18 protein-coding genes and 3 pseudogenes are annotated in these 20,086 nt (G+C 64.1%); 13 read left to right on the top strand and 8 right to left on the bottom strand.

The features are described 5' to 3' along the window. Window positions 1-2 precede the first annotated feature (2 nt). Both tnpC (JTE92_RS06425) and JTE92_RS06420 read right to left on the bottom strand, forming a co-directional pair. Complete coding sequence (gene tnpC, locus JTE92_RS06425) at window positions 3-347, bottom strand: Tn3 family transposase post-transcriptional regulator TnpC (protein ID WP_063239261.1); 345 nt, start codon at window positions 345-347, stop codon at window positions 3-5. Continuing rightward, window positions 340-2,953 (bottom strand): annotated as a pseudogene (locus JTE92_RS06420) (Tn3 family transposase); the annotation flags it as partial. The gene tnpC (JTE92_RS06425) and the pseudogene JTE92_RS06420, both read right to left, overlap by 8 nt. 90 nt (window positions 2,954-3,043) lie before the next feature. On the opposite strand from JTE92_RS06420, the gene JTE92_RS06415 reads away from it, so the two are divergent. Next, the gene (locus JTE92_RS06415; RefSeq protein ID WP_063239262.1) at window positions 3,044-3,304 is read left to right on the top strand and encodes a hypothetical protein; all 261 of its coding nucleotides are present in this window, start codon (window positions 3,044-3,046) and stop codon (window positions 3,302-3,304) included. An 81-nt stretch (window positions 3,305-3,385) separates the two neighbouring features. Here the strand turns inward: JTE92_RS06415 and JTE92_RS06410 are convergent. Continuing rightward, a pseudogene (locus JTE92_RS06410) lies at window positions 3,386-3,646 on the bottom strand (transposase domain-containing protein); the annotation flags it as partial. 124 nt (window positions 3,647-3,770) lie between these two features. Here JTE92_RS06410 and JTE92_RS06405 point away from each other — a divergent pair. The 3 genes from JTE92_RS06405 (at window position 3,771) to JTE92_RS06395 (ending at window position 6,895) form a co-directional block, all read left to right on the top strand. Continuing rightward, the gene (locus JTE92_RS06405) at window positions 3,771-5,003 is read left to right on the top strand and encodes a site-specific integrase (RefSeq protein ID WP_063239263.1); all 1,233 of its coding nucleotides are present in this window, start codon (window positions 3,771-3,773) and stop codon (window positions 5,001-5,003) included. Between the two features lie 435 nt (window positions 5,004-5,438). Further along, window positions 5,439-5,903 (top strand): tyrosine-type recombinase/integrase, encoded by a 465-nt coding sequence (locus JTE92_RS30355; RefSeq protein ID WP_306431095.1) that lies wholly within the window; start codon window positions 5,439-5,441, stop codon window positions 5,901-5,903. After that, complete coding sequence (locus tag JTE92_RS06395; RefSeq protein WP_084254616.1) at window positions 5,900-6,895, top strand: tyrosine-type recombinase/integrase; 996 nt, start codon at window positions 5,900-5,902, stop codon at window positions 6,893-6,895. The genes JTE92_RS30355 and JTE92_RS06395 overlap by 4 nt, the downstream gene beginning before the upstream one ends. Here JTE92_RS06395 and tnpC (JTE92_RS06390) read toward each other — a convergent pair. The 4 genes and pseudogenes from tnpC (JTE92_RS06390) to JTE92_RS06375 all read right to left on the bottom strand — a co-directional run bounded on the left by tnpC (JTE92_RS06390) (window position 6,798) and on the right by JTE92_RS06375 (window position 10,606). Next, a pseudogene (gene tnpC, locus JTE92_RS06390) lies at window positions 6,798-8,371 on the bottom strand (IS66 family transposase). The gene JTE92_RS06395 and the pseudogene tnpC (JTE92_RS06390) sit on opposite strands and share 98 nt — an antisense overlap. Before the next feature lie 57 nt (window positions 8,372-8,428). Further along, complete coding sequence (gene tnpB, locus JTE92_RS06385) at window positions 8,429-8,782, bottom strand: IS66 family insertion sequence element accessory protein TnpB (RefSeq protein ID WP_063239265.1); 354 nt, start codon at window positions 8,780-8,782, stop codon at window positions 8,429-8,431. Continuing rightward, a complete protein-coding gene (gene tnpA / locus JTE92_RS06380) occupies window positions 8,782-9,258 on the bottom strand; it encodes an IS66-like element accessory protein TnpA (RefSeq protein ID WP_063239266.1) in 477 nt (158 codons plus the stop codon). Before tnpA ends, tnpB begins: the two co-directional genes overlap by 1 nt. Window positions 9,259-9,724: 466 nt before the next feature. Then, complete coding sequence (locus tag JTE92_RS06375) at window positions 9,725-10,606, bottom strand: LysR family transcriptional regulator (RefSeq protein ID WP_063239267.1); 882 nt, start codon at window positions 10,604-10,606, stop codon at window positions 9,725-9,727. A 101-nt stretch (window positions 10,607-10,707) separates the two neighbouring features. Here JTE92_RS06375 and JTE92_RS06370 point away from each other — a divergent pair, with 101 nt between their 5' ends. Both JTE92_RS06370 and JTE92_RS06365 read left to right on the top strand, forming a co-directional pair. Further along, a complete protein-coding gene (locus JTE92_RS06370) occupies window positions 10,708-10,869 on the top strand; it encodes a hypothetical protein (RefSeq protein WP_157096925.1) in 162 nt (53 codons plus the stop codon). A gap of 55 nt (window positions 10,870-10,924) precedes the next feature. After that, complete coding sequence (locus JTE92_RS06365; RefSeq protein WP_063239268.1) at window positions 10,925-11,920, top strand: tripartite tricarboxylate transporter substrate binding protein; 996 nt, start codon at window positions 10,925-10,927, stop codon at window positions 11,918-11,920. A 125-nt stretch (window positions 11,921-12,045) separates the two neighbouring features. Here JTE92_RS06365 and JTE92_RS06360 read toward each other — a convergent pair whose 3' ends face one another. Continuing rightward, window positions 12,046-13,671 carry a sigma-54-dependent Fis family transcriptional regulator gene (locus JTE92_RS06360; RefSeq protein WP_063239269.1) on the bottom strand — a complete coding sequence of 542 codons (1,626 nt, stop codon included), beginning with the start codon at window positions 13,669-13,671 and terminating at the stop codon, window positions 12,046-12,048. A 341-nt stretch (window positions 13,672-14,012) separates the two neighbouring features. On the opposite strand from JTE92_RS06360, the gene JTE92_RS06355 reads away from it, so the two are divergent. From JTE92_RS06355 to catA, 7 genes are all read left to right on the top strand, one after another. Beyond that, window positions 14,013-14,267, top strand: coding sequence for a phenol hydroxylase subunit (locus tag JTE92_RS06355; protein WP_063239270.1), 255 nt, complete (start codon window positions 14,013-14,015; stop codon window positions 14,265-14,267). Window positions 14,268-14,320: 53 nt separating this feature from the next. Then, a complete protein-coding gene (locus JTE92_RS06350; protein WP_063239271.1) occupies window positions 14,321-15,358 on the top strand; it encodes an aromatic/alkene monooxygenase hydroxylase subunit beta in 1,038 nt (345 codons plus the stop codon). A 17-nt stretch (window positions 15,359-15,375) separates the two neighbouring features. Next, window positions 15,376-15,648, top strand: coding sequence for an MmoB/DmpM family protein (locus JTE92_RS06345; RefSeq protein WP_063239272.1), 273 nt, complete (start codon window positions 15,376-15,378; stop codon window positions 15,646-15,648). 31 nt (window positions 15,649-15,679) lie between these two features. Beyond that, a complete protein-coding gene (locus tag JTE92_RS06340) occupies window positions 15,680-17,272 on the top strand; it encodes an aromatic/alkene/methane monooxygenase hydroxylase/oxygenase subunit alpha (RefSeq protein WP_063239273.1) in 1,593 nt (530 codons plus the stop codon). 20 nt (window positions 17,273-17,292) lie between these two features. Further along, complete coding sequence (locus JTE92_RS06335; protein ID WP_063239274.1) at window positions 17,293-17,655, top strand: phenol hydroxylase subunit P4; 363 nt, start codon at window positions 17,293-17,295, stop codon at window positions 17,653-17,655. 33 nt (window positions 17,656-17,688) lie between these two features. After that, the gene (locus JTE92_RS06330) at window positions 17,689-18,747 is read left to right on the top strand and encodes an NADH:ubiquinone reductase (Na(+)-transporting) subunit F (protein ID WP_063239275.1); all 1,059 of its coding nucleotides are present in this window, start codon (window positions 17,689-17,691) and stop codon (window positions 18,745-18,747) included. Window positions 18,748-18,808: 61 nt separating this feature from the next. Beyond that, on the top strand, window positions 18,809-19,726 hold the full coding sequence (catA, locus tag JTE92_RS06325) for a catechol 1,2-dioxygenase (RefSeq protein WP_063239276.1): 918 nt from the start codon (window positions 18,809-18,811) through the stop codon (window positions 19,724-19,726). Window positions 19,727-20,086: the final 360 nt, after the last annotated feature.

Raw genomic sequence — 20,086 nt, 5'->3', positions numbered from 1 at the left:
GATCAGCGTTCGTCGCCAGGACGAAGTGACTCCAACTGCCGTAACACTTGCACAGCCTGCCTGAACAGTAGAATCCAGTCGTCCAGTTCCTCAACGATGGCGTCGGCCTGGTCCACGAGGGTCGGGCCAGTGGTCGAACAGGACAGCGCGGCGCCGTTGATGACGGTGTGGGCCATGCCATGCAGGCGCAGGAGATCATCTTGCAAGCCCGCCGGGTCACAGCAGCGCGCACGGATGGCATCCAGCTGATCGAGCACGCGCAAGATGGCAAAGGTATCGAAAGCTTCCTGCAGCGCCTGCAGGGCTTCGGCGTCAACCTTGCCGTAAGGGGTGTCGATGTCAGGCATGGCGGGGCTTGCGAACTGAATGAGCGGGTCCGGCGAAGAGGCTGTCGCGAATCCAGGCCTCCGGCCCCCTTTCTAGGTGCAGCTTATAGTCACCGAAGCGTTTGATGTTGCTGGTCAGATAGGGGCTCAGAAATTCGATATCGGCCACGTTGACCGCGATGCCTTCCTTCACCATCGCTCGCAAGGCCTGCATCATGTCGGCGGTGTTCTGCAAAATCACCGCCGAGGCGATCAGGTCATTGTATCGCAGGCGTTTCTGTTGTTCCTCGGGGTCGTTCTCGGCCAGTACGTCACCGCCGAACGAGAACCATTTGGCAAAGCCATTGTAAGACTCGATCTTGTTGGTGCTAGCGGTGATCTCCTGCCGTAGCTCGCGGCTCCCGATCCATTCGAGCAGGAACGCCGTGCGCACGACCTTGCCGAGTTCTTGCGCGGCCAGAAACAGGCGATTGCGGCGGCTTTCCGAGCCGAACCGGCGCAGCAGCAGCGGCGACGAGATCGTCCCGGCCTGGATCGACAACGCGACCTGCATCAGGTCCTGCCAGTGGAAGGCAATCAGGTCCCAGTCCACCGTGTCAGAGAACAGGCGGTCGATGTGCTTGTATTTCGCATTGGCATCGGCGCGGTAGAGCTTCAGATCCTGCCAGTTGCGGATCCGCGGCATCAGGTTGATACCGAGCAGATGGGTTGAAGGCGAACACCGCTGCCGACTGGCCCTGGGTGTCGGCGTGTACGGTATCGGCCTCAACACTCAAGCCGGCCTTGAGCAGACCCTCGATCACGTAGATGGCTTCCCACACGCCGGGCGGAATGAAATGCCGGAACACCGCGATGTAGTTGTCGGCCACGTGCCGGTAGGCCACCGCGCCCATCTTCCGGTAGCGGAAGTGGTAGCCGGCCAGCAGGTTGTTATCGTAGAAGTCGTACTGGGTGCCGTCAGCCGCGACGGTCTTGCCATCCCCCCAGTGCTTGGGCAGGTCGAGCCGCAGATATAGCTCGATCAATTCCCGCTGCGCGGTTTCGAGCCGCGCCAGACTCAGATGCCGGCGGTTGACGAACGACATCATGTGCGGCGTGACCCGATCCCCCATATGGCGGGCGGCCTGGGTGGGGCCCAGGTTGCAGCCCATGGCGAAGATGGTCAGCAGGTAGCGCTCGGCCGCATGGCGGATCTTGGGGTCGCTGCCGGAGAGCGGACCAAAGTGCCGCGTGAAGTGGGTCCAATGCTCGATGTTGGCCAGCACATCCAGCAGGTTGCGCGTGGGCATGCGCCGGATCAGCGCCTGTTGCAGGGCCACCGCGCTAGCCGGTATCTCTCTGGCGATTGTCCGCTTGAGCACGGGTTCGCCGTCCTGGCCGATGGTGATGTGCTGGCGCTTGTCGGGAAAGCTGGCGTCCAGCGTGCGTGCCGTGTCGGTCAGCCACTGGCGTAGATGCGCCACGAAGTCCTGCGCGTTGGCCGGCATGTCCAGCTTGGCGCAGTATTCGGGCAGGCGCCGTTCGCATTCCCGCCAGGGCAGCAGGTGCGCCCGGTAGTCAGCGAAGGCGTCGGATCCCACCACGCACAGGTCACCCGAGCGTAGTTCGTTGACCATATGCGAGAGCACGCACAGTTCCAGGTAGCGCCGGTTGGTGGGGGCGCCCTGGTCGTGGGGGCGGCGCACCAGCTTGCGCCAGCGTTCCGAGGCAAAGCTGACATCGACGTCGGCGGCGAGCCATTCGCGATGCAGGGATTCATTGTCCAGCACCACCGCAAGCGCCGCCAGCAGCGTGCGCGACTGGCTGGTCGACTCCCATTCGAGAACCTGTGCCAGGCGCAGCATCACGGAGCGGTGCGCGCGGAAATGCCGCCATAGCAGCGGCAGGTAGTTATTGCCGCTGAAGGCCCGCACCTCGGCGCAGCTCTCGCGCAGCGGCTCCAGGTCGCCGGACGGCGCGAGGAAGCGGCGCACCTGCCGGCCGATCAGCGCGTCGTCCTGCCCATCGGCGACAATATCGACTACGCCATCGAGCAAGGTGACCAGCTTCTCCATCTGCGCGCGCTGACGAGACTGGATGCGCTCCATCTCGTCGCGCGCCCGCTTGTGGATGGCACCCATGCGACGGATGAACATCTCCGCGAGATCGTCGCGGGTGCGCACGCGCATGTGATTGAGCAAGGCGACGATCAGCGTGTAGCGCTTCTCAGGCAGGATTTCCCTTAGATTGGCCGCGTCCAGGCTCATGGCCTGGCTAGCCAGAGAGCGCAGCTTCGAGGCTGGCACGCCTGCAATGGCGCGAGAGAAATCACCAAGACCGTCCAGTAAGGTCAGGTGTTCAATCAGTAGGTTGAGATGCTTGCGTGAGGGACGGCGCGCGTGGCGTTTGATGTTGTTGTAGGCGGTCAGGCGGTTGGTGAATTCCCGGGTGAGGAGCCGGTCCAGCCGTTGCCGTTCCTCATCCGACAAGCGCCTTGCGACGCGTCCAAATAGGGCGGTCTGCGTGCGGGCGTGTATCTGCTCGGCAATGTTGTCCAGAGTGGAAAACGCCGGCAGTTCGACTTGATGCAGGACCAGGGCATCAATGGTGGCGTTGATGATGTCCACCGGCTGATCCATCGTAAGCGCTAAATCCAGCACACCTTGATGATTCCAGTTGTTACCCGGTAACGTTGCCGCACCGGAGTGTTACCGGGTAACGATCATGAGGAGTGCAGGATGGCGCAGACGACAGCACAGCGGCAGGCCGCCTATCGGGCAAGGCGCGCGACGGCGGGCAAGGACGGCAACGGAGAGCGGCGGCTGGACATGTGGGTCAGTACGGAAGCCGACCTTGCTCTTGCACGGCTGGCGCACCGTTACACGGTAACGAAGCGTCAGATGTTGGAGCGGCTGATCGCGCGAGCGGACGACGCGATCGTGCGCAGGCTCAATCTGGATTCGGAGCAGTGGGATCTCTATTTCAACGTCCCCCGCTAGCGCCTCGCTGTTACCGGGTAACGAGGGGCCTCTCTCCGTGTGATGGAGTCCCCGACTTGGGGGCAACGATCGACCCGCCGCTCAGGCAGGGTGCGGCGGCGCGGTTTGCCGCCGGGCGAAGTTGAACGGCAACAGGTCGCTGATGTCAGCGTCCGGCGCGCGCTGTGGCAGATCTGTGAGCACGTGGAGCAGATAAGCATACGGCTCGACGTCACAGGCGCGGCACGTAAGCATCAGGCTGTAGATCATGGCGCTCGCCTTCGCCCCCGCGACAGTGTCTGCAAAGAGCCATGCCTTTCGCCCTGTGCAGAATGGACGGATGTCACGTTCGACCGGATTATGCCGACTCCCCGATTATGCCGCGTCGTGCATGCGCGTGACGGTGGGCATGGCCTTTCATGAACGCTGTGTCGGCATAAACGTATGATTTCTCAGGCTAGCTATCGCGCTGGCCAGGAGAAAGCATATGAATGCGAAACGCACAGTCAGCGAATCCGGCGGGCTGCCGGCCCATCACATCGATGCATTTCTTGATCGTCTACGGACGGCACACTATTCCGAGGTATCACTTCGCAAGAAACGAAGAGTCCTGTGTGCGTTCTCTGGGTGGATGAAGAACAGGCACATCGACCTGATTGATCTCGATGAGTCTGTCACGGCTCGCTTTATGAAGCGCATGATCGACGCATCACGAGACCGCGTCCAGCGTGCGCGACCCACATTACGGCAGTTTCTCGCCTATCTGCGTGCCGAAGCCATTGTGTGCCCGCCGACGTCGGGCCGCCAATCCGCAATCGCGCACATCTATGGTCGATACATGGACTATCTGAGGCAGGATCGCGGACTCGCGAAGAACTCTCTGCTCGTCTATGGCCCGTTCATTCGCGACTTTCTCGACAGCCACTCGGCCAGCGACGGAAGTTTATTGCCAGATGCATTCGACGCGGTAACGATCCGGAATCATCTTCTTGCCCGCAGCAAAGGCCGATCGGCAGAGTACACGCGGCTGATGGCAGTTGCGCTTCGCTCGTTCTGCCATTTCCTCTTTCTGCGCGGCGATACGGCCCGAGACCTGTATGAGTCAGTGCCTTCAGTTCGTAAGTGGCGACAGTCAACTGTGCCAAGGTTCCTCACGCCTGAGCAGCAAGAAGCTCTCATTGCATCTGCAGACCGGTCGACCCCGACTGGGCGTCGTGACTACGCAATCCTGCTGTTGTTGGCGCGGCTCGGTCTACGTGCCGGAGAAATCGTTGCCATCGAACTCGACGACATTCACTGGCGTTCGGGAGAACTCGTCGTTCATGGCAAGGGGCAAATGGTCGAGCACGTCCCCCTGCCATCGGAGGTCGGAGAAGCAATCGCAACATATCTCCGCGATGGTCGCGGAGCAAGTGCATCGCGGCGGGTCTTCCTTCGCAGATTGGCACCTCGGGTTGGTTTGGCGGGGCCGGCGGCGATTGGCAAGATTGTTTGTCAGGCCTTCGCACGTGCCGGTTTCCGCCCCGCGTGCCGGGGCGCCGCACATCTGTTCCGTCACGGTCTGGCAACGACGATGATTCGCCACGGGGCCTCGATGGCAGAAATAGCCGAGGTCTTGCGGCACCGCTCACTGGATAGTACCGCGATCTATGCAAAGGTCGCGTTTGAGGACCTGCGCGAGGTCGCGCGCTCCTGGCCCACCGCTGGAGGTTCAATATGACTGCGATCCGCGATTCTCTCGCTAGGTACGTGGCGGTCCGCCGCGCTCTCGGGGCGTCATTCTACGAACCTGCATTGGCACTCGGCCATTTCGTTGATCTTTTGGAACATGAAGATGCAGAGTTCATTACTACCGATCTGGCTCTGCGCTGGGCGATGACGTCCACACTCGTCGAACGCGCCACCTGGGGGCGGCGCCTCTCTCAAGTGAGAGGATTCGCCCGATGGATGAACGTCATTGACGGTCGAAACCAGATTCCTCCGGCAGGGCTCCTGAGTGCCCGCAGACGGCGCAATGCCCCGCACATTTACACTGAGCAGGAAATTGATCTGCTTATGACCCGAGCAGCTCAACTGCGATCCCGAACCGGCATGCGAGCACTGACCAGGCGAAGCGTTTCGGCTCGACCGGTCCGACGTTGACCTCGTCAGCGGGATACTCTCCATCCGGGAATCGAAGCTCGGCAAATCGCGGTGTGTTCCTGTAGCAGAGTCGACACGGGTGGCACTCGAACACTACGTCCAGAAACGCGATCAACTCTGTCCTTTACGATTGAGCGAGGCGTTCCTGGTTAGTGAGAGCGGCAAGCGATTGAAGGCCGGCACCGCACGAAGTATGTTCGTCAGAATGTCGCGCGCTGTCGGTCTGCGATCGGCGACAGAGGATGGGCGCGATGGTTACGGCCCACGCCTCCAGGACTTCCGGCATAGCTTCGCGACTGGACGGCTGGTCGAGTGGTATCGTGCCGGTCGCGACGTAAGTCGGGAAGTGCCGAAACTCGCCGCCTACCTCGGGCATGTCAACGTCGGTCTTACGTACTGGTACATCGAAGCGGTTCCTGAGTTGCTCGAACTCGCGGCAGCCTATCTCGACAAGAACTGTCCAGGAGAACAGCCGTGAGCGCCGCCAGTCTCCCATCCCTCGTTCAGCGTTTTTTTAGCCAGCGTCTGCTCGAGCAGCAAGGTCTGAGTTCGCATACGGTGGCAAGTTACCGTGACACGTTCCGGCTGCTTTTAGCGTTTGCCACGAAGCGTATCGGGCGCACGCCGTCAAAGCTGCGAATCGAGGACTTCGACGTGTCGTTGATCGAGGAATTCCTACAGCACCTCGAACACGGCAGAGGCAATTCGGTGCGGACACGCAACACGCGGCTCGCCGCCGTGCATGCCTTCTTCCGATTCGTCGCGGTCAGCGAACCTGCGTTGTTTCTGCAGTGTCAGCGTATCCTTGCAATTCCATCCAAACGTTGTGAACATGGTCCCGTCGAGTTTCTAACCGAGAGCGAGGCCGCAGCACTAGTAGCGGCACCTGATGTACGAACATGGATCGGCAACCGCGATCGAGCGCTGCTTCTTGTAGCGGTTCAAACGGGTCTGCGGAATAGCGAATTGACCTCTCTCAGGCGTCAGGATGTGGTGCTCGGTACAGGCGCCCACGTCCGTTGCCTCGGCAAAGGCAGAAAGATGCGATGCACTCCGCTTCGACCAGACGTCGTCGCGGTGATGAAAGCATGGCTACGCTATCAACCTGGCGAACCCGACGATCCGGTCTTCCCCAGTTCGCGCGGTGGCGGTCTTAGCGCCGACGCACTTCAGCGGCTTGTGTCACGCAACGTCGCAATCGCGTGCCGCTCGTGCCCCTCGCTGAAGGACAAATCAGTAACTCCCCACACGCTTCGACACGGGGCCGCGATGAGCCTGTTACATCACGGCGTAGACCTGTCCGTAATCGCGCTCTGGCTCGGTCACGAGTCCTCCGAGACGACTCAGATCTACTTGCACGCCGACATGCAACTCAAGGAACGCGCGCTCGCGCACGCCACGGCGAGCGGTGTCGCGCCGACACGCTACAAACCTCCAGATCCGTTGCTCGCCTTCCTGGAGGCTCTCTGATAATGCCGACAATCCGAGCGGCCGGGAACAGAGATCCACCCATCCATTGTGTGCATGGATTCATGACGCGGCATAATCGGGGAGTCGGCATAATCCGGTTCATGCCGCTAGCGGCATGACACCAGTTGTTATCGATGGGCGCACGCCCATCGATAACATATCGGCTCAGGTATTCCCACTGGTTGCGCGCGTAGGCGATGGCCTTGCCCAGCAGGCTTTCCGGCAGTACCTGCGGTGCCTGCTGGTCCAGCCATGCCTTGAGGGCTTCCAGCAGCGGCACGCTGTGCTGTTGACGCAGCCGGTACGTGTAGTCGACGCGCGTTTCGCATTCGGGTAGCTCTGCCTTGGCAAGCGTCTCGACCTGATACAGGGCCTGGAAGTACTCGAGCGCCTTTAGTACTCGAGCGCTGGGCTTTTTCTGCCCCTTTTGCGCATCAACGAACATCCTCCTCGCGTGCGCAACACAGCCAAAGTGGGTAACGCCTTCGAGCGTGCGCCAGGCGCTGTAGCCATCGGTCATCAGCATGCCCTCGTAGCCTGCGAGAAACGCCTGTGGATACTCCTGTCCGCGCCCCGGCTGGTAGTCGAACAGCACCACCGGATGCTCGCAGTCCTCCGCGCTGCGATACACCCACATGTACGATTTACTCTGCGCGGCCTTGCCTTCCTCCTTGAGCACCTGCACCGTCGTCTCGTCGCCATGGATCAGTGGCTGCGACAGCAGCGTGCGGCGCAGCGCCTCGTACAGCCGGCTGTAGTGCAGTTGCGCGGGCCGGATGATCCAGTTGGCCAGTGTGCCGCGGCCAACTGCAATGCCGGCGCGACCCAGCGCGTCTTCCATGCGGTACAGCGGCGTGCCGTCCACGTACTTGGCGGTGGTCACCGTCGCCAGCATCGCTGGGCTGGCGTTGCTGCCCGGCAGTGGTTGCGCCGGCATCGGCGCAGTCACCACCGGCGTGCGTTCGGCATTGCGCTCGCAGTGCCGACACGCGTATTTGAAGCGGACGTGCTGCAGAACGGAGACCTTTGCTTCGATGTGCAACTGCTCGCTGACTTCCTCGCCCATGCGGTGCATCGAACCTTGGCAACATGGGCAGACCTTCTGGTCCTCGGTCAGGTCGTACTCGATTCGCTGGCGCGGCATGTCCGCTGGCAGCGGCTTGCGACCACGTTTGCGGCCTGCAGGCTTGTCAGGCTCCGGCAACCCCGTGTCCGGCGGCGCGAGCGCGTCATCTCATCGTCGTCGGCCGGCTCCGCAGTGGCCATTTGCTCCGCTTCGTCGAACACTCGGTCCTTGAGCTTCTCGCTGCTTGGTGCGAAGCGTTTGGACTGCGCGAGGCGGAACTGTTCTTCAAGGAGCTTGATGCGCTCGTTCAGCTCGGCGATGTGCTGAGCGTTGGCAGCGGCCCTCGCTTCGAGTTCGCGGATATAGGCCTGGGCGGCCGGCGGCAATTGGGAGAGGTCGTGTTCGTTCATGCTGAACACGATAGTGCAGCCATGGCGCAATCGGGTATACGTCACCCCGAACGACCATCAAGCCGTGTGCTGATATTTGCGTGACGGGTGGCGCTTCACCGCGTCCACGTCGATGCCGTCCAGCAGCCAGTGCAACTGCTCGGTTGTCAGCTCGATCACCGCCTGCTGACGCCGTGGCCACACGAAGCGGTCTTCCTCCAGGCGCTTGAGCAGCAACCAGAACCCGTTGCGGTCCCACAGCAACAGCTTGATGCGGTTGCGCCGACGGTTATGGAAGGCGTAGACGGCGCGGGCAAACGGATCAAGCTGCATCGACTGCTCGACCAGCGCAATCAACCCGTTGATCCCGAGGCGGAAGTCCACCGCATTGCGGTGCAGGTAGACCTGCAGGTCAGCATCGAGCCGGAACATCAACGCGCTCCCAACGCTTCGATCATCGCCTTCACCAGCGCAACGTCCTGTCCGCCGCATTCAAGTTCGACCGTCACGCCGTTGGGCAGCCGCGCCGTCAGTAGTGCAGGTTTCAGCGACGGACGTACCGATGGTTGGGTGGAAGCGGGCGCCTGGGCCGGCAGACATTGCAGTGCCACCGGCGATGCCGGGACGCGTGTTCCGCCGCTAGCCTCGACGACCGGTACGAACGCTGGCAATGCAAGCTCCGCACTGTCGGCCGCCGCGGCTTCTGTTGCCGCTTGGTGCAGCCGAATCCACTTGCGCAACTGGTTCGTATTGATGCCGACCTTGAGCGCCATCCCAGCTACCGATACCCCTGGCCGCAGACACGCCTCGACCAGTTGGCGCTTATCCCTGGGGTCAAAGTCTCGCTTCCCGTTGGAGCGAACACGGGTCACTCTCAGCGACGGAACTTCACATTCGTTGTCCATCATGCTTGCGTCCGCAAATAGTGGTTGCGGACGCAAGCCTGCCCACTCTCAGCCGGAAAAGCTAGGTGCGGTTAATTTCGCGCTTACGATCCATCTTCTCCGCGGCTTCGCGCGCTGCGCGAATCGTCACTTCGTTGGCATCTGTGCCAATGTAGGGCTGGACACCGAGAAATTCGCGCACCGCCGTGTAGTGGCGGAACAACGTCGGGGAAAGCTTTCGATCGTAGCCAAAGGGCGTACACGCGCCTCGGCCGCGTGGACGACCCTGCTGGCCTGGCTCGGGCGCTCGGCAGCGGCAGCGTGCGGATCGAGTTCTCCAGGAACTAGCACTGGCGCGAGCGATGAAGGAGGTCGGCGCCTGCCACATTATTGTCAACAACGCCGGCATCCAGATTCCCGCTTCGGAGATCGCGGACCAGTCCGTCGAGGACTACCACCGCATCAGCGCCATCAACCAGTGCGCCGGTCCTTACTGCGCTTGCCGCATGACCCAGGCTACCGCCTGGGCCAGGAAGGGCGAGGTGTCGCCGACGCGATAGCTCATGATGACGGGGGACACGAACCCCGGCGCGTCGATCGGGCAGTAGCGGACATCGTCGCGATGCAGGCGCTGGATCGAGGCCGGCACCAGCGTGATGCCGACCCCGGCCGCCACCAGCCCCAGCGCGGTCTGCAGCTCGTTGGCCTCCTGCGCCACGCGCAACTGCAGCCCCTGTGCGCGGAACAGCGACAGCAGATGATCGGCATAGCTCGGCCGCGGCCGCGCAGGGTACAGGATGAACGGGCGCGTGGCCAGGCTCTGCGGTGTCAGCGTGGCCTGGGCCGGCGCCGGCTGGCTGGCCGGCACCGCCGCCACCAGCGGCTCGGCCATCACCACCTCCTGGCGGATCGCCGGGTCGTTGATCGCGATACGGCCGAAACCCAGGTCGATGCGGCCGGACTTGAGCCCCTCGACCTGCTCGACCGTGATCATCTCGGCCAGTCCGACTTCCACCGGCTGCGCCGATCCACGCAGTTCGCGGATCAACTCCGGCAGCACCCCATACAGGACCGACGGCACGAAGCCGATGCCGAACCAGCGCTTGTCCTGCCGGCCGATGCGTCGCGTGCTTTCGATCGTTTCCTCGAGGCGCTGGGTCAGCTGCGTGGTCTGCTCCAGCAGGAAGCGGCCCGCCTCGGTCAGCCGCAGCCCACGTCCGACGCGGTCGAACAGCGCCACCCCTACCTCGTCCTCAAGCTGCCGGATCTGGCGCGAAAGCGGCGGCTGCGCCATATGCAGGCGCTCGGCGGCCCGCGTGACGTTGAGCTCCTGGGCCACAACGTGGAAATAGCGCAGGTGTCGTAGTTCCATTGGCATACCTATAGGGTATCGATTGAGACATCATCGGTCTTGGACGCTGCGCGAGTCAAGTTTCATACTTCCACAACGATTCCTATCCTCAGCACAAAGGTATGACAGCCACGATCACCTCGGCCGAAGCCATCCTGGTCGACCTGCCCACCTGGGCGCGCCGCTGGCCAGCTGCTCGCGGTGCGGTGCGCACCACGCTGCCTGTGCTGTGGACGCTGGCCAGCGGGGACACCGCGCGCGACGTTGACGAGTCGATCCGCTGAAGCGCAGCGCAAGGCAAGTACAACCCGCATCGCGCGGGCACGAGGAGAGAAGACCATGAAGACGTTGTTCCAGCGGCTGGCCTGTACCGGCCGCGCAGCCGCGCTTGTCCTGGCGGCAAGCCTTTCGTTTGCCGCACCGGCCGCGCATGCGGCCTATCCCGATCGCCCTATCCGCTGGATCGTGCCGTTCCCATCGGGCGGCGCGATGGACAACATCGCTCGCACGCTGGGCGAGGACATGTCGCGCACGCTCGGGCAGTCGATCGTGGTCGAGAACCGGCCCGGCGCCGGCGGCAATATCGGTGCCGAACTCGTGGCACGTTCGCCGGCCGACGGCTATACGCTGATCATCGTGGCCAATGGCATGGCCGTGAACCCGGCGCTGTACGGCAAGCTGTCGTACGACCCGATCAAGGACTTCGCCCCGGTATCTCTGCTGGCCGTCGTGCCCAACGTGCTCGTTGCGAACAAGGCGCGCCGGAATGAGACCACGGTCAAGGACGTGATCGCCCACGCCAAGGCATCGCCGGGCAGGTTTACCTATGCCTCGGCCGGCAATGGCACTTCCATTCACCTGGCGGCGGAACTGTTCACGTCCATGGCGGGCGTCGACATGTTGCATATTCCGTACAAGGGCAGCGGCCCGGCCATGACCGACCTGCTCGGCGGGCAAGTGGACTACATGTTCGACAGCATCACCTCGGCCAAGCCGCAGATCGACGCGGGCAAGCTGACGCCGATCGCCGTCACGACCGCCACGCGCTCCAGCGCGCTGCCCAATGTGCCGACCGTCGCCGAAGCGGGACTGCCGGGCTACGAGCTGTCGCCGTGGTTCGCGGCCTTCGTGCCCGCGAAGACGCCGCAGCCCGTCATTGACACGCTGAATCGCGCGATGCTCGAAGCCCTGCGCAAGCCGGCCGTGCAGAAACGCCTGGCGCTGATCGGCGCCGAGCCGATCGGCAGCCCGCCCGGCGTGCTGCGCAACCACCTGGCAAAGGAAACCGAGAAGTGGGGTGCGCTGATTCGCCAGCGTGGCATCCACGCTGACTGAATCGTCGCCGTGATGGGCCATGCCGGCGCTGCCCGCGACGGCAGCCGATCAGCGCCATGCGTTGCCGCGCGCCGAAGGCGTCTGCGGTAATGCTTCCGTCCGGCCGGCCGTGCCCGGCCGGATGGTCACTTCTTCAGCCGATACGCCAGTTGCGGCCGCGTAATGCCCAGCATGCGCGCCGCCGACGACAGGTTGCCGCGCGTCGTGTCGATGGCGAGCTGCATCAGCCGGGCCTCGATCTGCGGCAGCGATACTTGCTGGTCCAGCAGCCTCTGCAGCAGGGCGTCGGCGTCCTCGGGTGCCTCGGCGGCCTGCCCCTGCTGGCTGGCGAACAGGTGGGACGTATCGATCAACCCGGCCGCGGGCGCAAGCAGCACGCCGCGCTCGATCATGTTCTCGAGCTCGCGGATATTGCCGGGCCACTGGTACTGCATCAGCGCTTCGCGCGCGCGCTGGCTCAGGCCGCGCACCTGCTTCTGGTAGCACGCGTTGAAGCGCTGGATAAATGCCTGCGCCAGTTCCGCAATGTCTTCGCGCCGTTCGCGCAAGGCCGGGATCGCCACCGGGTAGGTGCTGATCCGGTAGAACAGGTCCGCGCGGAACTGGCCCTGCCGGATTGCCTGCGCAAGGTTGACGTTGGTGGCCGCAATCAGCCGCACGTCGATCTTGCGCGTCTCGACGCCGCCCAGGCGCTCGACCTCGGCGTTCTGCAGCACTCGCAGCAGCTTGACCTGGGCCGACAGCGGCAGGTCACCGATCTCGTCGAGGAACAGCGTGCCGCCGTGCGCGCGCTCGAAGCGGCCGGGGCGCGACTGCTGGGCCCCGGTGTAGGCGCCTTTCTCGACGCCGAACAGCTCGGATTCGATCAGTTCGTGTGGAATCGCCGCGCAGTTCACTGCAATGAACGGCTGCTCGGCGCGCGGCCCGTGGTCGTGCAGCCAGCGCGCAAACATCTCCTTGCCGGCGCCGGTTTCGCCCGTCAGCAGCACCGTGATATGGCTGTCCGCCGCGGCCGACAGCAGGCCAAAGGCTTCGCGGAAAGCGGGGGACTGGCCGATCAGGTTGCCCTGGTTGGCGCCGCACAGCGTCTCGCGCAGCGTGCTGACTTCCTGCTGTAGCGTGAGCAGGTCGCTGATGACCGAGTCGGGCTCGAAGTACTTCAGGTATTCGGGGTCGTCCCATTCCTCGGCCGGCTTGCCGACGATGCGGCACAGTGCATCGAGCCGGCGCTGGCATTCGGTTTCCTTATAGATGACGAGCCGGTCCATGAACGTGCTGCTATAGCCCGAGGCATAGCCGAGCTGCACCCAGCAGCCGCCTTCCTCACGGCTCAGTTCCTCGTTGTAGGGGGCTTCGCCTTCCCAGGAGTCCTGCCACAGGAATTCGCCATAGAAGTGGCCGGTGTCACGGTCGATCTCCAGCCGGACCGGGTCGACGCGCGTCACGCCTTCCAGCATATGGAGCTGTGGCCCGAGCAGGAACGCATCGTCAGGCGAAGTCTCCAGTTCATCCTTGCGTTCGCGCTTGACCATCTCGGCGTCGCGCATGCCCTGCGCGTAGCCCATGCGGATCAGCAGGCCCTTGCCGCGTTCCAGGCCCAACGTATCCAGGATCTCCTTGCGCAGGTAGCTCAGGGCCTCGGTGTGCATCAGCACCATGCGCGAATCGCCCAGCCGGATCTGCGCGGCCTTGGGGTCAATCGTCAGCAGCGAAGCCAGGTCGAACTGTGGCTGCTTGGGGGGCGCGGTCATCTCCATCTCCAGAATGCCTGCGGGCGCGAATCGATCCGGAGGGGAACGTCCTGAGCCTCGGTTTTTCCGTAGCCTAACACGCGCGATCGGGGGCTTGGCCAACGGCCGACGACGGTGCCGACTGCATGGTGCGGCGCAGTACCACCGGATTTGATCATTTGGTGAAAACCGGCTTTTTCACCTCATCAAATCGTCAAGCGAGCGCGCCATGGAAACGCCTGCCGCTTTCCCGCAATCCGTTGCGGCACGCGGCTTTGCAGCCGGTGGCACGGCCTTCGCTATATCTCCTCTCACCAAAAACAGCACGCACCCATCGGTGTGCAACGCAGCAGGAGCGAGACATGACCGCATTGATTGCCCAGTCCACGTCGCCGGCCCGCGGACGCGCCCAGCCCTACGTCCGCGTGACCGCGCGCGACGAGCAGTGGGTCGAGTTCGAGTTCTCGCTCGGCGACCCCGCGCTTTACGTCGAGCTGGTCATGCGCCCTGACCAGTTCTCGGCGTTCTGCGCCGCCCAGTGCGCCATCGCGGTGCCGCACCTGCTGGGCCGCGCACTGGAACATGAGCGCGATAAATGGAGCGATACCGTGGCCTGAGCCACGGACAAGCCGAACACCAGAACACCACAAGGGAGACAGGAGCAACCATCATGCAAATCGATATCCGTACGGACAGCGTCAGCCCGATCCGCCAGACCTTCGCCAATCTTCAACGGCGCCTTGGCGCCGACAAGCCCGCCACGCGCTACCAGGAGGCGATGTACGACCTGCAGCCCGAAACCAGCTTCCACTACCGGCCGCTGTGGCAGCCGCAATACGAGCTCTACGACGCGCGCCGCACGCAGGTGGTCATGCAGGACTGGTATGCGCTGAAAGATCCGCGCCAGTTCTACTACGGCAGCTACGTCAATGCACGGGCGCGCCAGCAAGACACGATGGAGAAGAACCTGGAGTTCGTGGAGAAGCGCGGCCTGCTGGCGTCGCTGCCGGCGCAACTGCGCGAACTGCTGACGCTGGGCGTGGTGCCCCTGCGCCACGTGGAGTGGGCAGCCAACATGAACAACGCCGCCATCACGGCTTATGGCTTCGGCTCGGCCATCACCGAGGCGGCCATGTTCCAGACCATGGATCGTCTTGGCATTGCGCAGTACCTGACCCGCATCGGCTTGCTGGCCGGCGACAGGGCGGCGGTCGATGCCGCCAAGACGGCATGGATGGAGGACCTGGCCTGGCAGCCACTGCGCCATGCGATCGAGGACCTGATCGTGCGTGAGGACTGGTTCGAACTGCACGTGGCGCAGAACCTCGTGATGGACGGGCTGCTTTACCCGCTGGTCTACCAGCGCCTGGATGCGCGCCTGTCCGTCGAAAGCCCGGCGTTCTCGCTGGTCACCGACTTCATGACCACCTGGTACGCAGAAACCACGCGCTGGGTTGACGCAACGGTCAGGACGGCGGCCCAGGAATCGCCCGCAAACGCCGGCGTGATCGCAGGCTTCGCCTGTGCATGGCTCGACCGCTTCCAGCACGCGCTGGCGCCGCTGGCGCGCCGCCTGTTCGCCGACGACGCCGATGCGGCACTGGGCGAAGCGGTTGCCGCGCTGACCAGGCGCCTGGCGGGGCTCGGGCTGGTCCGCGCCGCCGACACGGCATCTCCCACGCCGGCCCCCGTAGCCGCCGCTGCATGACACCAGGAAAGCACGCCATGACCGCACAGATTGTATTTATCGCCCTGCAGGCCAACGAAGAGATGCGTCCCGTCATCGACGCGATCGAGGCCGACAACCCGCATGCCACCGTCAACCGCTATCCGGCCATGGTCAAGATCGACGCGCCGGGGCGCCTGGAAATCAACCGCGCCAGCGTGGAAGAACGCATGGGGCGCGCGTGGGACGTGCAGGAACTGCAGCTCGGCCTGATCTCGCTGGCCGGCAACATCGACGAAACCGAAGACCGGTTCGTGCTGGCCTGGCACTGAGCCCCGGGTCCGAACATCAGGAGACAAGCACATGACCACCGTCACCGCAACCGCCGCAGCCGCCCGTCAGGCCGCCCGGCCCAAGCTGTCGCTCAAGGAAAAGTACGCCGTGCTGACGCGCGACCTGGGCTGGGAAACCACTTACCAGCCAATGGATGCCGTGTTCCCGCACGACCAGTTCGAAGGCATCGTGATCCACGACTGGAACGGCTGGGAAGACCCGTTCCGCCTGACCATGGACGCGTATTGGAAATTCCAGTCCGAGAAGGAGCGCAAGCTGTACGCGATCATCGACGCGTTCCAGCAGAACAACGGCCAGCTCAATGTCACCGACGCGCGCTACGTCAACGCGCTCAAGCTGTTCCTGACCGGCGTGTCGCCGCTGGAGTATGCCGCGCACCGCGGCTTTGCCATGGCCGGGCGCAACCTGCGTGGCGTGGGCGCGCGCGTGGCGTGCCAGATGCAGTCGATCGACGAGCTGCGCCATTGCCAGACGCAGATCCACACCATCAGCCACTACAACAAGTACTTCAACGGCTTTGCCGACTGGCGCCACCTGCATGACCGGCTGTGGTATCTGTCGGTGCCGAAGTCGTATTTCGAGGACGCCATGACGGCAGGGCCGTTCGAGTTCATCACGGCCATCTCGTTCTCGTTCGAATACGTGCTGACCAACCTGCTGTTCATGCCGTTCATGTCGGGCGCGGCCTACAACGGCGACATGGCTACCGTGACCTTCGGCTTTTCCGCACAGTCCGATGAATCGCGCCACATGACGCTCGGGCTGGAAGTGGTGAAGTTCATGCTGGAGCAGGACCCGGCCAACCGCCCGATCATCCAGAAGTGGATCGACAAGTGGTTCTGGCGCGGCTACCGCCTGCTGACGCTGGTGGCGATGATGATGGACTACATGCTGCCCAAGCGCGTGATGAGCTGGAAGGAGGCGTGGGAGATCTACTTCGAGCAGAACGGCGGCGCGCTGTTCGCCGACCTGGCGCGCTATGGCATCCGCATGCCCAGGTACCACGAGCAGGCCGCGAAGGAGAAGGACCACCTGTCGCACATCGCCTGGTCGATCTTCTACAACTTCAACCACGCCGCGGCAATCCACACCTGGGTGCCCGAACCGTCGGAGATGGCCTGGCTCGCCGAGAAGTATCCCGACAGCTTCGACAAGCACTATCGGCCGCGCTTCGACTACTGGCAGCAGCAACAGCAGACCGGGCAGCGCTGGTACAACCCTGGCCTGCCGATGCTGTGCCAGGTGTGCCAGATCCCGATGGCCTTCACCGAGCCCGACGATCCGACGCAGATCTGCTACCGCGAGGCCGAGCATGACGGCGACCACTACCACTTCTGCTCGGACGGCTGCCGCGACATCTTCCTGGACGAGCCCGAGAAGTATGTGCAGGCGTGGCTGCCGGTGCACCAGATCTTCCAGGGCAACTGCGGCGGCGCGACGCTGCCCGAGGTGCTGGACTGGTATCACCTGAGCCCCGCCGACCGCGGCGATTTCGCCGATTCGCAGGACCGCGCCAACTGGCAGCGCTGGACCGGCGCCGCAGGCGCGCAGGCTGCGGAGCAGGGCGGCGGCGCGCCGTGCTGCGGCCACGGACACGACTGAACAGCACACCGGAGACCACCATGCCAGTCATTGCACTGAATCCCGGCTATGCGGGCGAGACCCGCGACCGCATCGGGAACTTCCACGGCAACCAGCTCGTGTACTTCGGCTGGGACCAGCACCTGCTGTTCTGCAGCCCGTTCACGCTGCCGCTGCCGCCCGACCTGCCGTTCGGCGCCATGGTCAGCGACGTCATCGCGCCGCTGCTGGCCGCCCATCCGGACGGCGCCGCCATCGACTGGACGCAGGCGCAGTGGCTGCGCGGCGGCGAGCCCTTCGCACCGGACACCGCCGCCAGTCTGGTGGCCAACGGGCTCGGGCACAAGTCGCTGCTGCGCCTGCGCACGCCCGGCCTGCGCGGCATTGCCGGCTCCTGCAACTGACGCTGCCGCGCCCACGGTATTACGGAGGCTGTCATGACCTACCAACTGACCATCGAGCCCCTCGGGCAGACCATCGACATCGAAGCGGGCCAGACCGTGCTCGATGCGTGCCTGCGCGCCGGCGTGTGGCTGCCGCATGCCTGCGGCCATGGCCTGTGCGGGACCTGCAAGGTACAGACGCTGCAAGGCGAACTCGACCACGGCGAGGCATCGCCGTTCGCGCTGATGGATTTCGAGCGCGAGGAAGCGAAGTGCCTGGCCTGCTGCGCCACGCCGGTGTCCGACATGGTGATCGAGGCCGACATCGAGCCCGACCCCGACGCGCAATGCCTGCCGCTGACGGACTTCACCGCCGAAGTGGTGCGCATCGAGGCGCTCACGCCGACCATCAAGGGCGTGTTCCTGCGCATCGACGGCGAGCCGCTGCAGTTCCAGCCCGGCCAGTACGTCAACGTGTGGATCGGCAAGGAGGCCACGCCGCGCGCGTTCTCGATTGCGAGCGCGCCCACGGCGGCCGAGATCGAGCTGAACATCCGCCTCGTCCCCGGCGGCAGCGTCACCACTTACGTGCATGAGCAATTGCAGGCAGGCGAGCGTCTGCAGCTCTCTGGCCCGCTGGGCCGCTTCTTCGTGCGCAAGAGCGACCCGCGGCCGCTGGTGTTCATGGCGGGCGGCTCGGGGTTGTCGAGCCCGCGTTCGATGATCCTCGACCTGCTGGCGTGCGGCGACCCGCGCGAGATCGTGCTGGTGCAGGGTGCTCGCAACGCGAGCGAACTGTACTACCGCGAAGCGTTCGAGGCACTGGCGCAGCATCACGACAACTTCACCTACCTGCCGGTGCTTTCCGGCGAGCCCGAGCAAAGCGACTGGGCCGGCGAGCGCGGCTATGTCCACGACCTGGCCGCCCGCCATTTCAGCCACGACTTCCGCGGCTGGCGCGCTTACCTGTGCGGGCCGCCGCCGATGATCGAGGCTTGCATTGCCACGCTGATGCAGGGCCGGCTGTTCGAGAAAGATATTTTCACCGAAAAATTCCTGTCGGCGGCCGATGCGAGCCAGGCCACCCGCAGCCCGCTGTTCCGCTCGCTCTGAACCGCAGCTCCCCACCATTTCCACTCTTGCCACTTCCCCCGCAAGGCCATCGGAGACAAACATGGAAAAGATCGCCATCGACGCCGTACTGAACCGCATCGAAGAGACCACCGGCCAGGATGCCAACCCGCGCATCGCCGCAATCGTGCACCGCATGGTGCGCGACCTGTTCTACATGATCGAGGACCTCGATATCCAGCCGGAAGAATTCTGGGCCGGCCTCAACTACCTTGCTGAGGCGGGCCGCAGCGGCGAACTCGGCCTGATCGCGCCCGGGCTCGGCTTCGACCACTTCCTGGACCTGCGCATGGATGAGGCCGAGGCGCGGGCGGGCATCAGCGGCGGCACGCCGCGCACCATCGAAGGGCCGCTGTACGTGGCCGGCGCGCCGGTCGCGCAGGGCGAGGCGCGGCTCGACGATGGCACCGACGACGGCGAGGTGCTGGTAATGGAAGGGCAGGTGTTCGACGGCACCGGCAGGCCGCTGCGCGATGCGAAGGTGGAGGTCTGGCATGCGAACTCGATGGGCAACTACTCCTACTTCGATCCGACCCAGAGCGCCTTCAACCTGCGCCGTACCATCGTGACCGACAGCGAAGGGCGCTATCGCCTGCGCAGCATCGTACCGGTCGGCTACAGCGTGCCGCCGGATGGCGCCACCGACCGGCTGCTCAAAAAGCTCGACCGCCACGGCACGCGCCCGGCCCACATCCACTTCTTTGTCTCGGCGCCGGGGCACCGCAAGCTGACCACGCAGATCAATATCGACGGCGATCCCTACCTGTGGGACGACTTTGCCTTCGCCACGCGCGAAGGGCTGGTACCCCCGGTGACGCGCGTCGCGGACGCGGCCGCGATGCAGGCGCTGGGTGTCAACAAGCCGTTCTCGCTGATCCGCTTCAACTTCACCCTGCATGCCGACAACGCAGGCGCTCCGCACGCCGAAGTGGCGCGGCCGCGTGCGGCGGCGACAGCGTAAATGGAACCGCGCCGCGGCCTGATCCGGTGATCGGCGCGCGGCGCGGATCTGCTTCCCGTTTGTCGACGATTGCCCTGCCCCAAACCGTCAATCCAGTGCCCCGGATTGTCAACTCGAGTGGGCGTCATTCCCGGATACTTGCTGGGTTGCGTGCGATGGCGCGCATGGCACGCGCACGGCATTACTGAGCTTTCCCCAATTCACGACGACATGAAAACGACCACCGTCATTCCCGCGCAGGCGGGAATCCAGCGTCTTTGAAGTCCCCGCAGGGGGACAACAAGTCGCTGGGTCCCCGCCTCCGCGGGGACGACGAGAATTTGGCGTTGTCGTGAATTTTGGAAACATCGATAAATCTGC

This window comes from Cupriavidus oxalaticus (assembly GCF_016894385.1).
In the GTDB taxonomy this organism is placed as follows: domain Bacteria; phylum Pseudomonadota; class Gammaproteobacteria; order Burkholderiales; family Burkholderiaceae; genus Cupriavidus; species Cupriavidus oxalaticus.
This window is presented reverse-complemented; position numbering and strand designations above follow the sequence as displayed.

Bases quoted from the DNA above. Each gene is read 5' to 3' on its own strand.
- JTE92_RS06365 (WP_063239268.1), top strand. From the start codon at position 10,925: ATGAAGACGTTGTTCCAGCGGCTGGCCTGTACCGGCCGCGCAGCCGCG.
- JTE92_RS06340 (WP_063239273.1), top strand. From the start codon at position 15,680: ATGACCACCGTCACCGCAACCGCCGCAGCCGCCCGTCAGGCCGCCCGG.
- JTE92_RS06415 (WP_063239262.1), top strand. From the start codon at position 3,044: ATGGCGCAGACGACAGCACAGCGGCAGGCCGCCTATCGGGCAAGGCGC.
- tnpC (WP_063239261.1), bottom strand. From the start codon at position 347: ATGCCTGACATCGACACCCCTTACGGCAAGGTTGACGCCGAAGCCCTG.
- JTE92_RS06345 (WP_063239272.1), top strand. From the start codon at position 15,376: ATGACCGCACAGATTGTATTTATCGCCCTGCAGGCCAACGAAGAGATG.
- JTE92_RS06355 (WP_063239270.1), top strand. From the start codon at position 14,013: ATGACCGCATTGATTGCCCAGTCCACGTCGCCGGCCCGCGGACGCGCC.
- JTE92_RS06370 (WP_157096925.1), top strand. From the start codon at position 10,708: ATGACAGCCACGATCACCTCGGCCGAAGCCATCCTGGTCGACCTGCCC.
- JTE92_RS06375 (WP_063239267.1), bottom strand. From the start codon at position 10,606: ATGGAACTACGACACCTGCGCTATTTCCACGTTGTGGCCCAGGAGCTC.
- catA (WP_063239276.1), top strand. From the start codon at position 18,809: ATGGAAAAGATCGCCATCGACGCCGTACTGAACCGCATCGAAGAGACC.
- JTE92_RS06330 (WP_063239275.1), top strand. From the start codon at position 17,689: ATGACCTACCAACTGACCATCGAGCCCCTCGGGCAGACCATCGACATC.
- tnpA (WP_063239266.1), bottom strand. From the start codon at position 9,258: ATGATGGACAACGAATGTGAAGTTCCGTCGCTGAGAGTGACCCGTGTT.
- JTE92_RS06335 (WP_063239274.1), top strand. From the start codon at position 17,293: ATGCCAGTCATTGCACTGAATCCCGGCTATGCGGGCGAGACCCGCGAC.
- JTE92_RS06405 (WP_063239263.1), top strand. From the start codon at position 3,771: ATGAATGCGAAACGCACAGTCAGCGAATCCGGCGGGCTGCCGGCCCAT.
- JTE92_RS06350 (WP_063239271.1), top strand. From the start codon at position 14,321: ATGCAAATCGATATCCGTACGGACAGCGTCAGCCCGATCCGCCAGACC.
- JTE92_RS06360 (WP_063239269.1), bottom strand. From the start codon at position 13,671: ATGACCGCGCCCCCCAAGCAGCCACAGTTCGACCTGGCTTCGCTGCTG.
- tnpB (WP_063239265.1), bottom strand. From the start codon at position 8,782: ATGTTCCGGCTCGATGCTGACCTGCAGGTCTACCTGCACCGCAATGCG.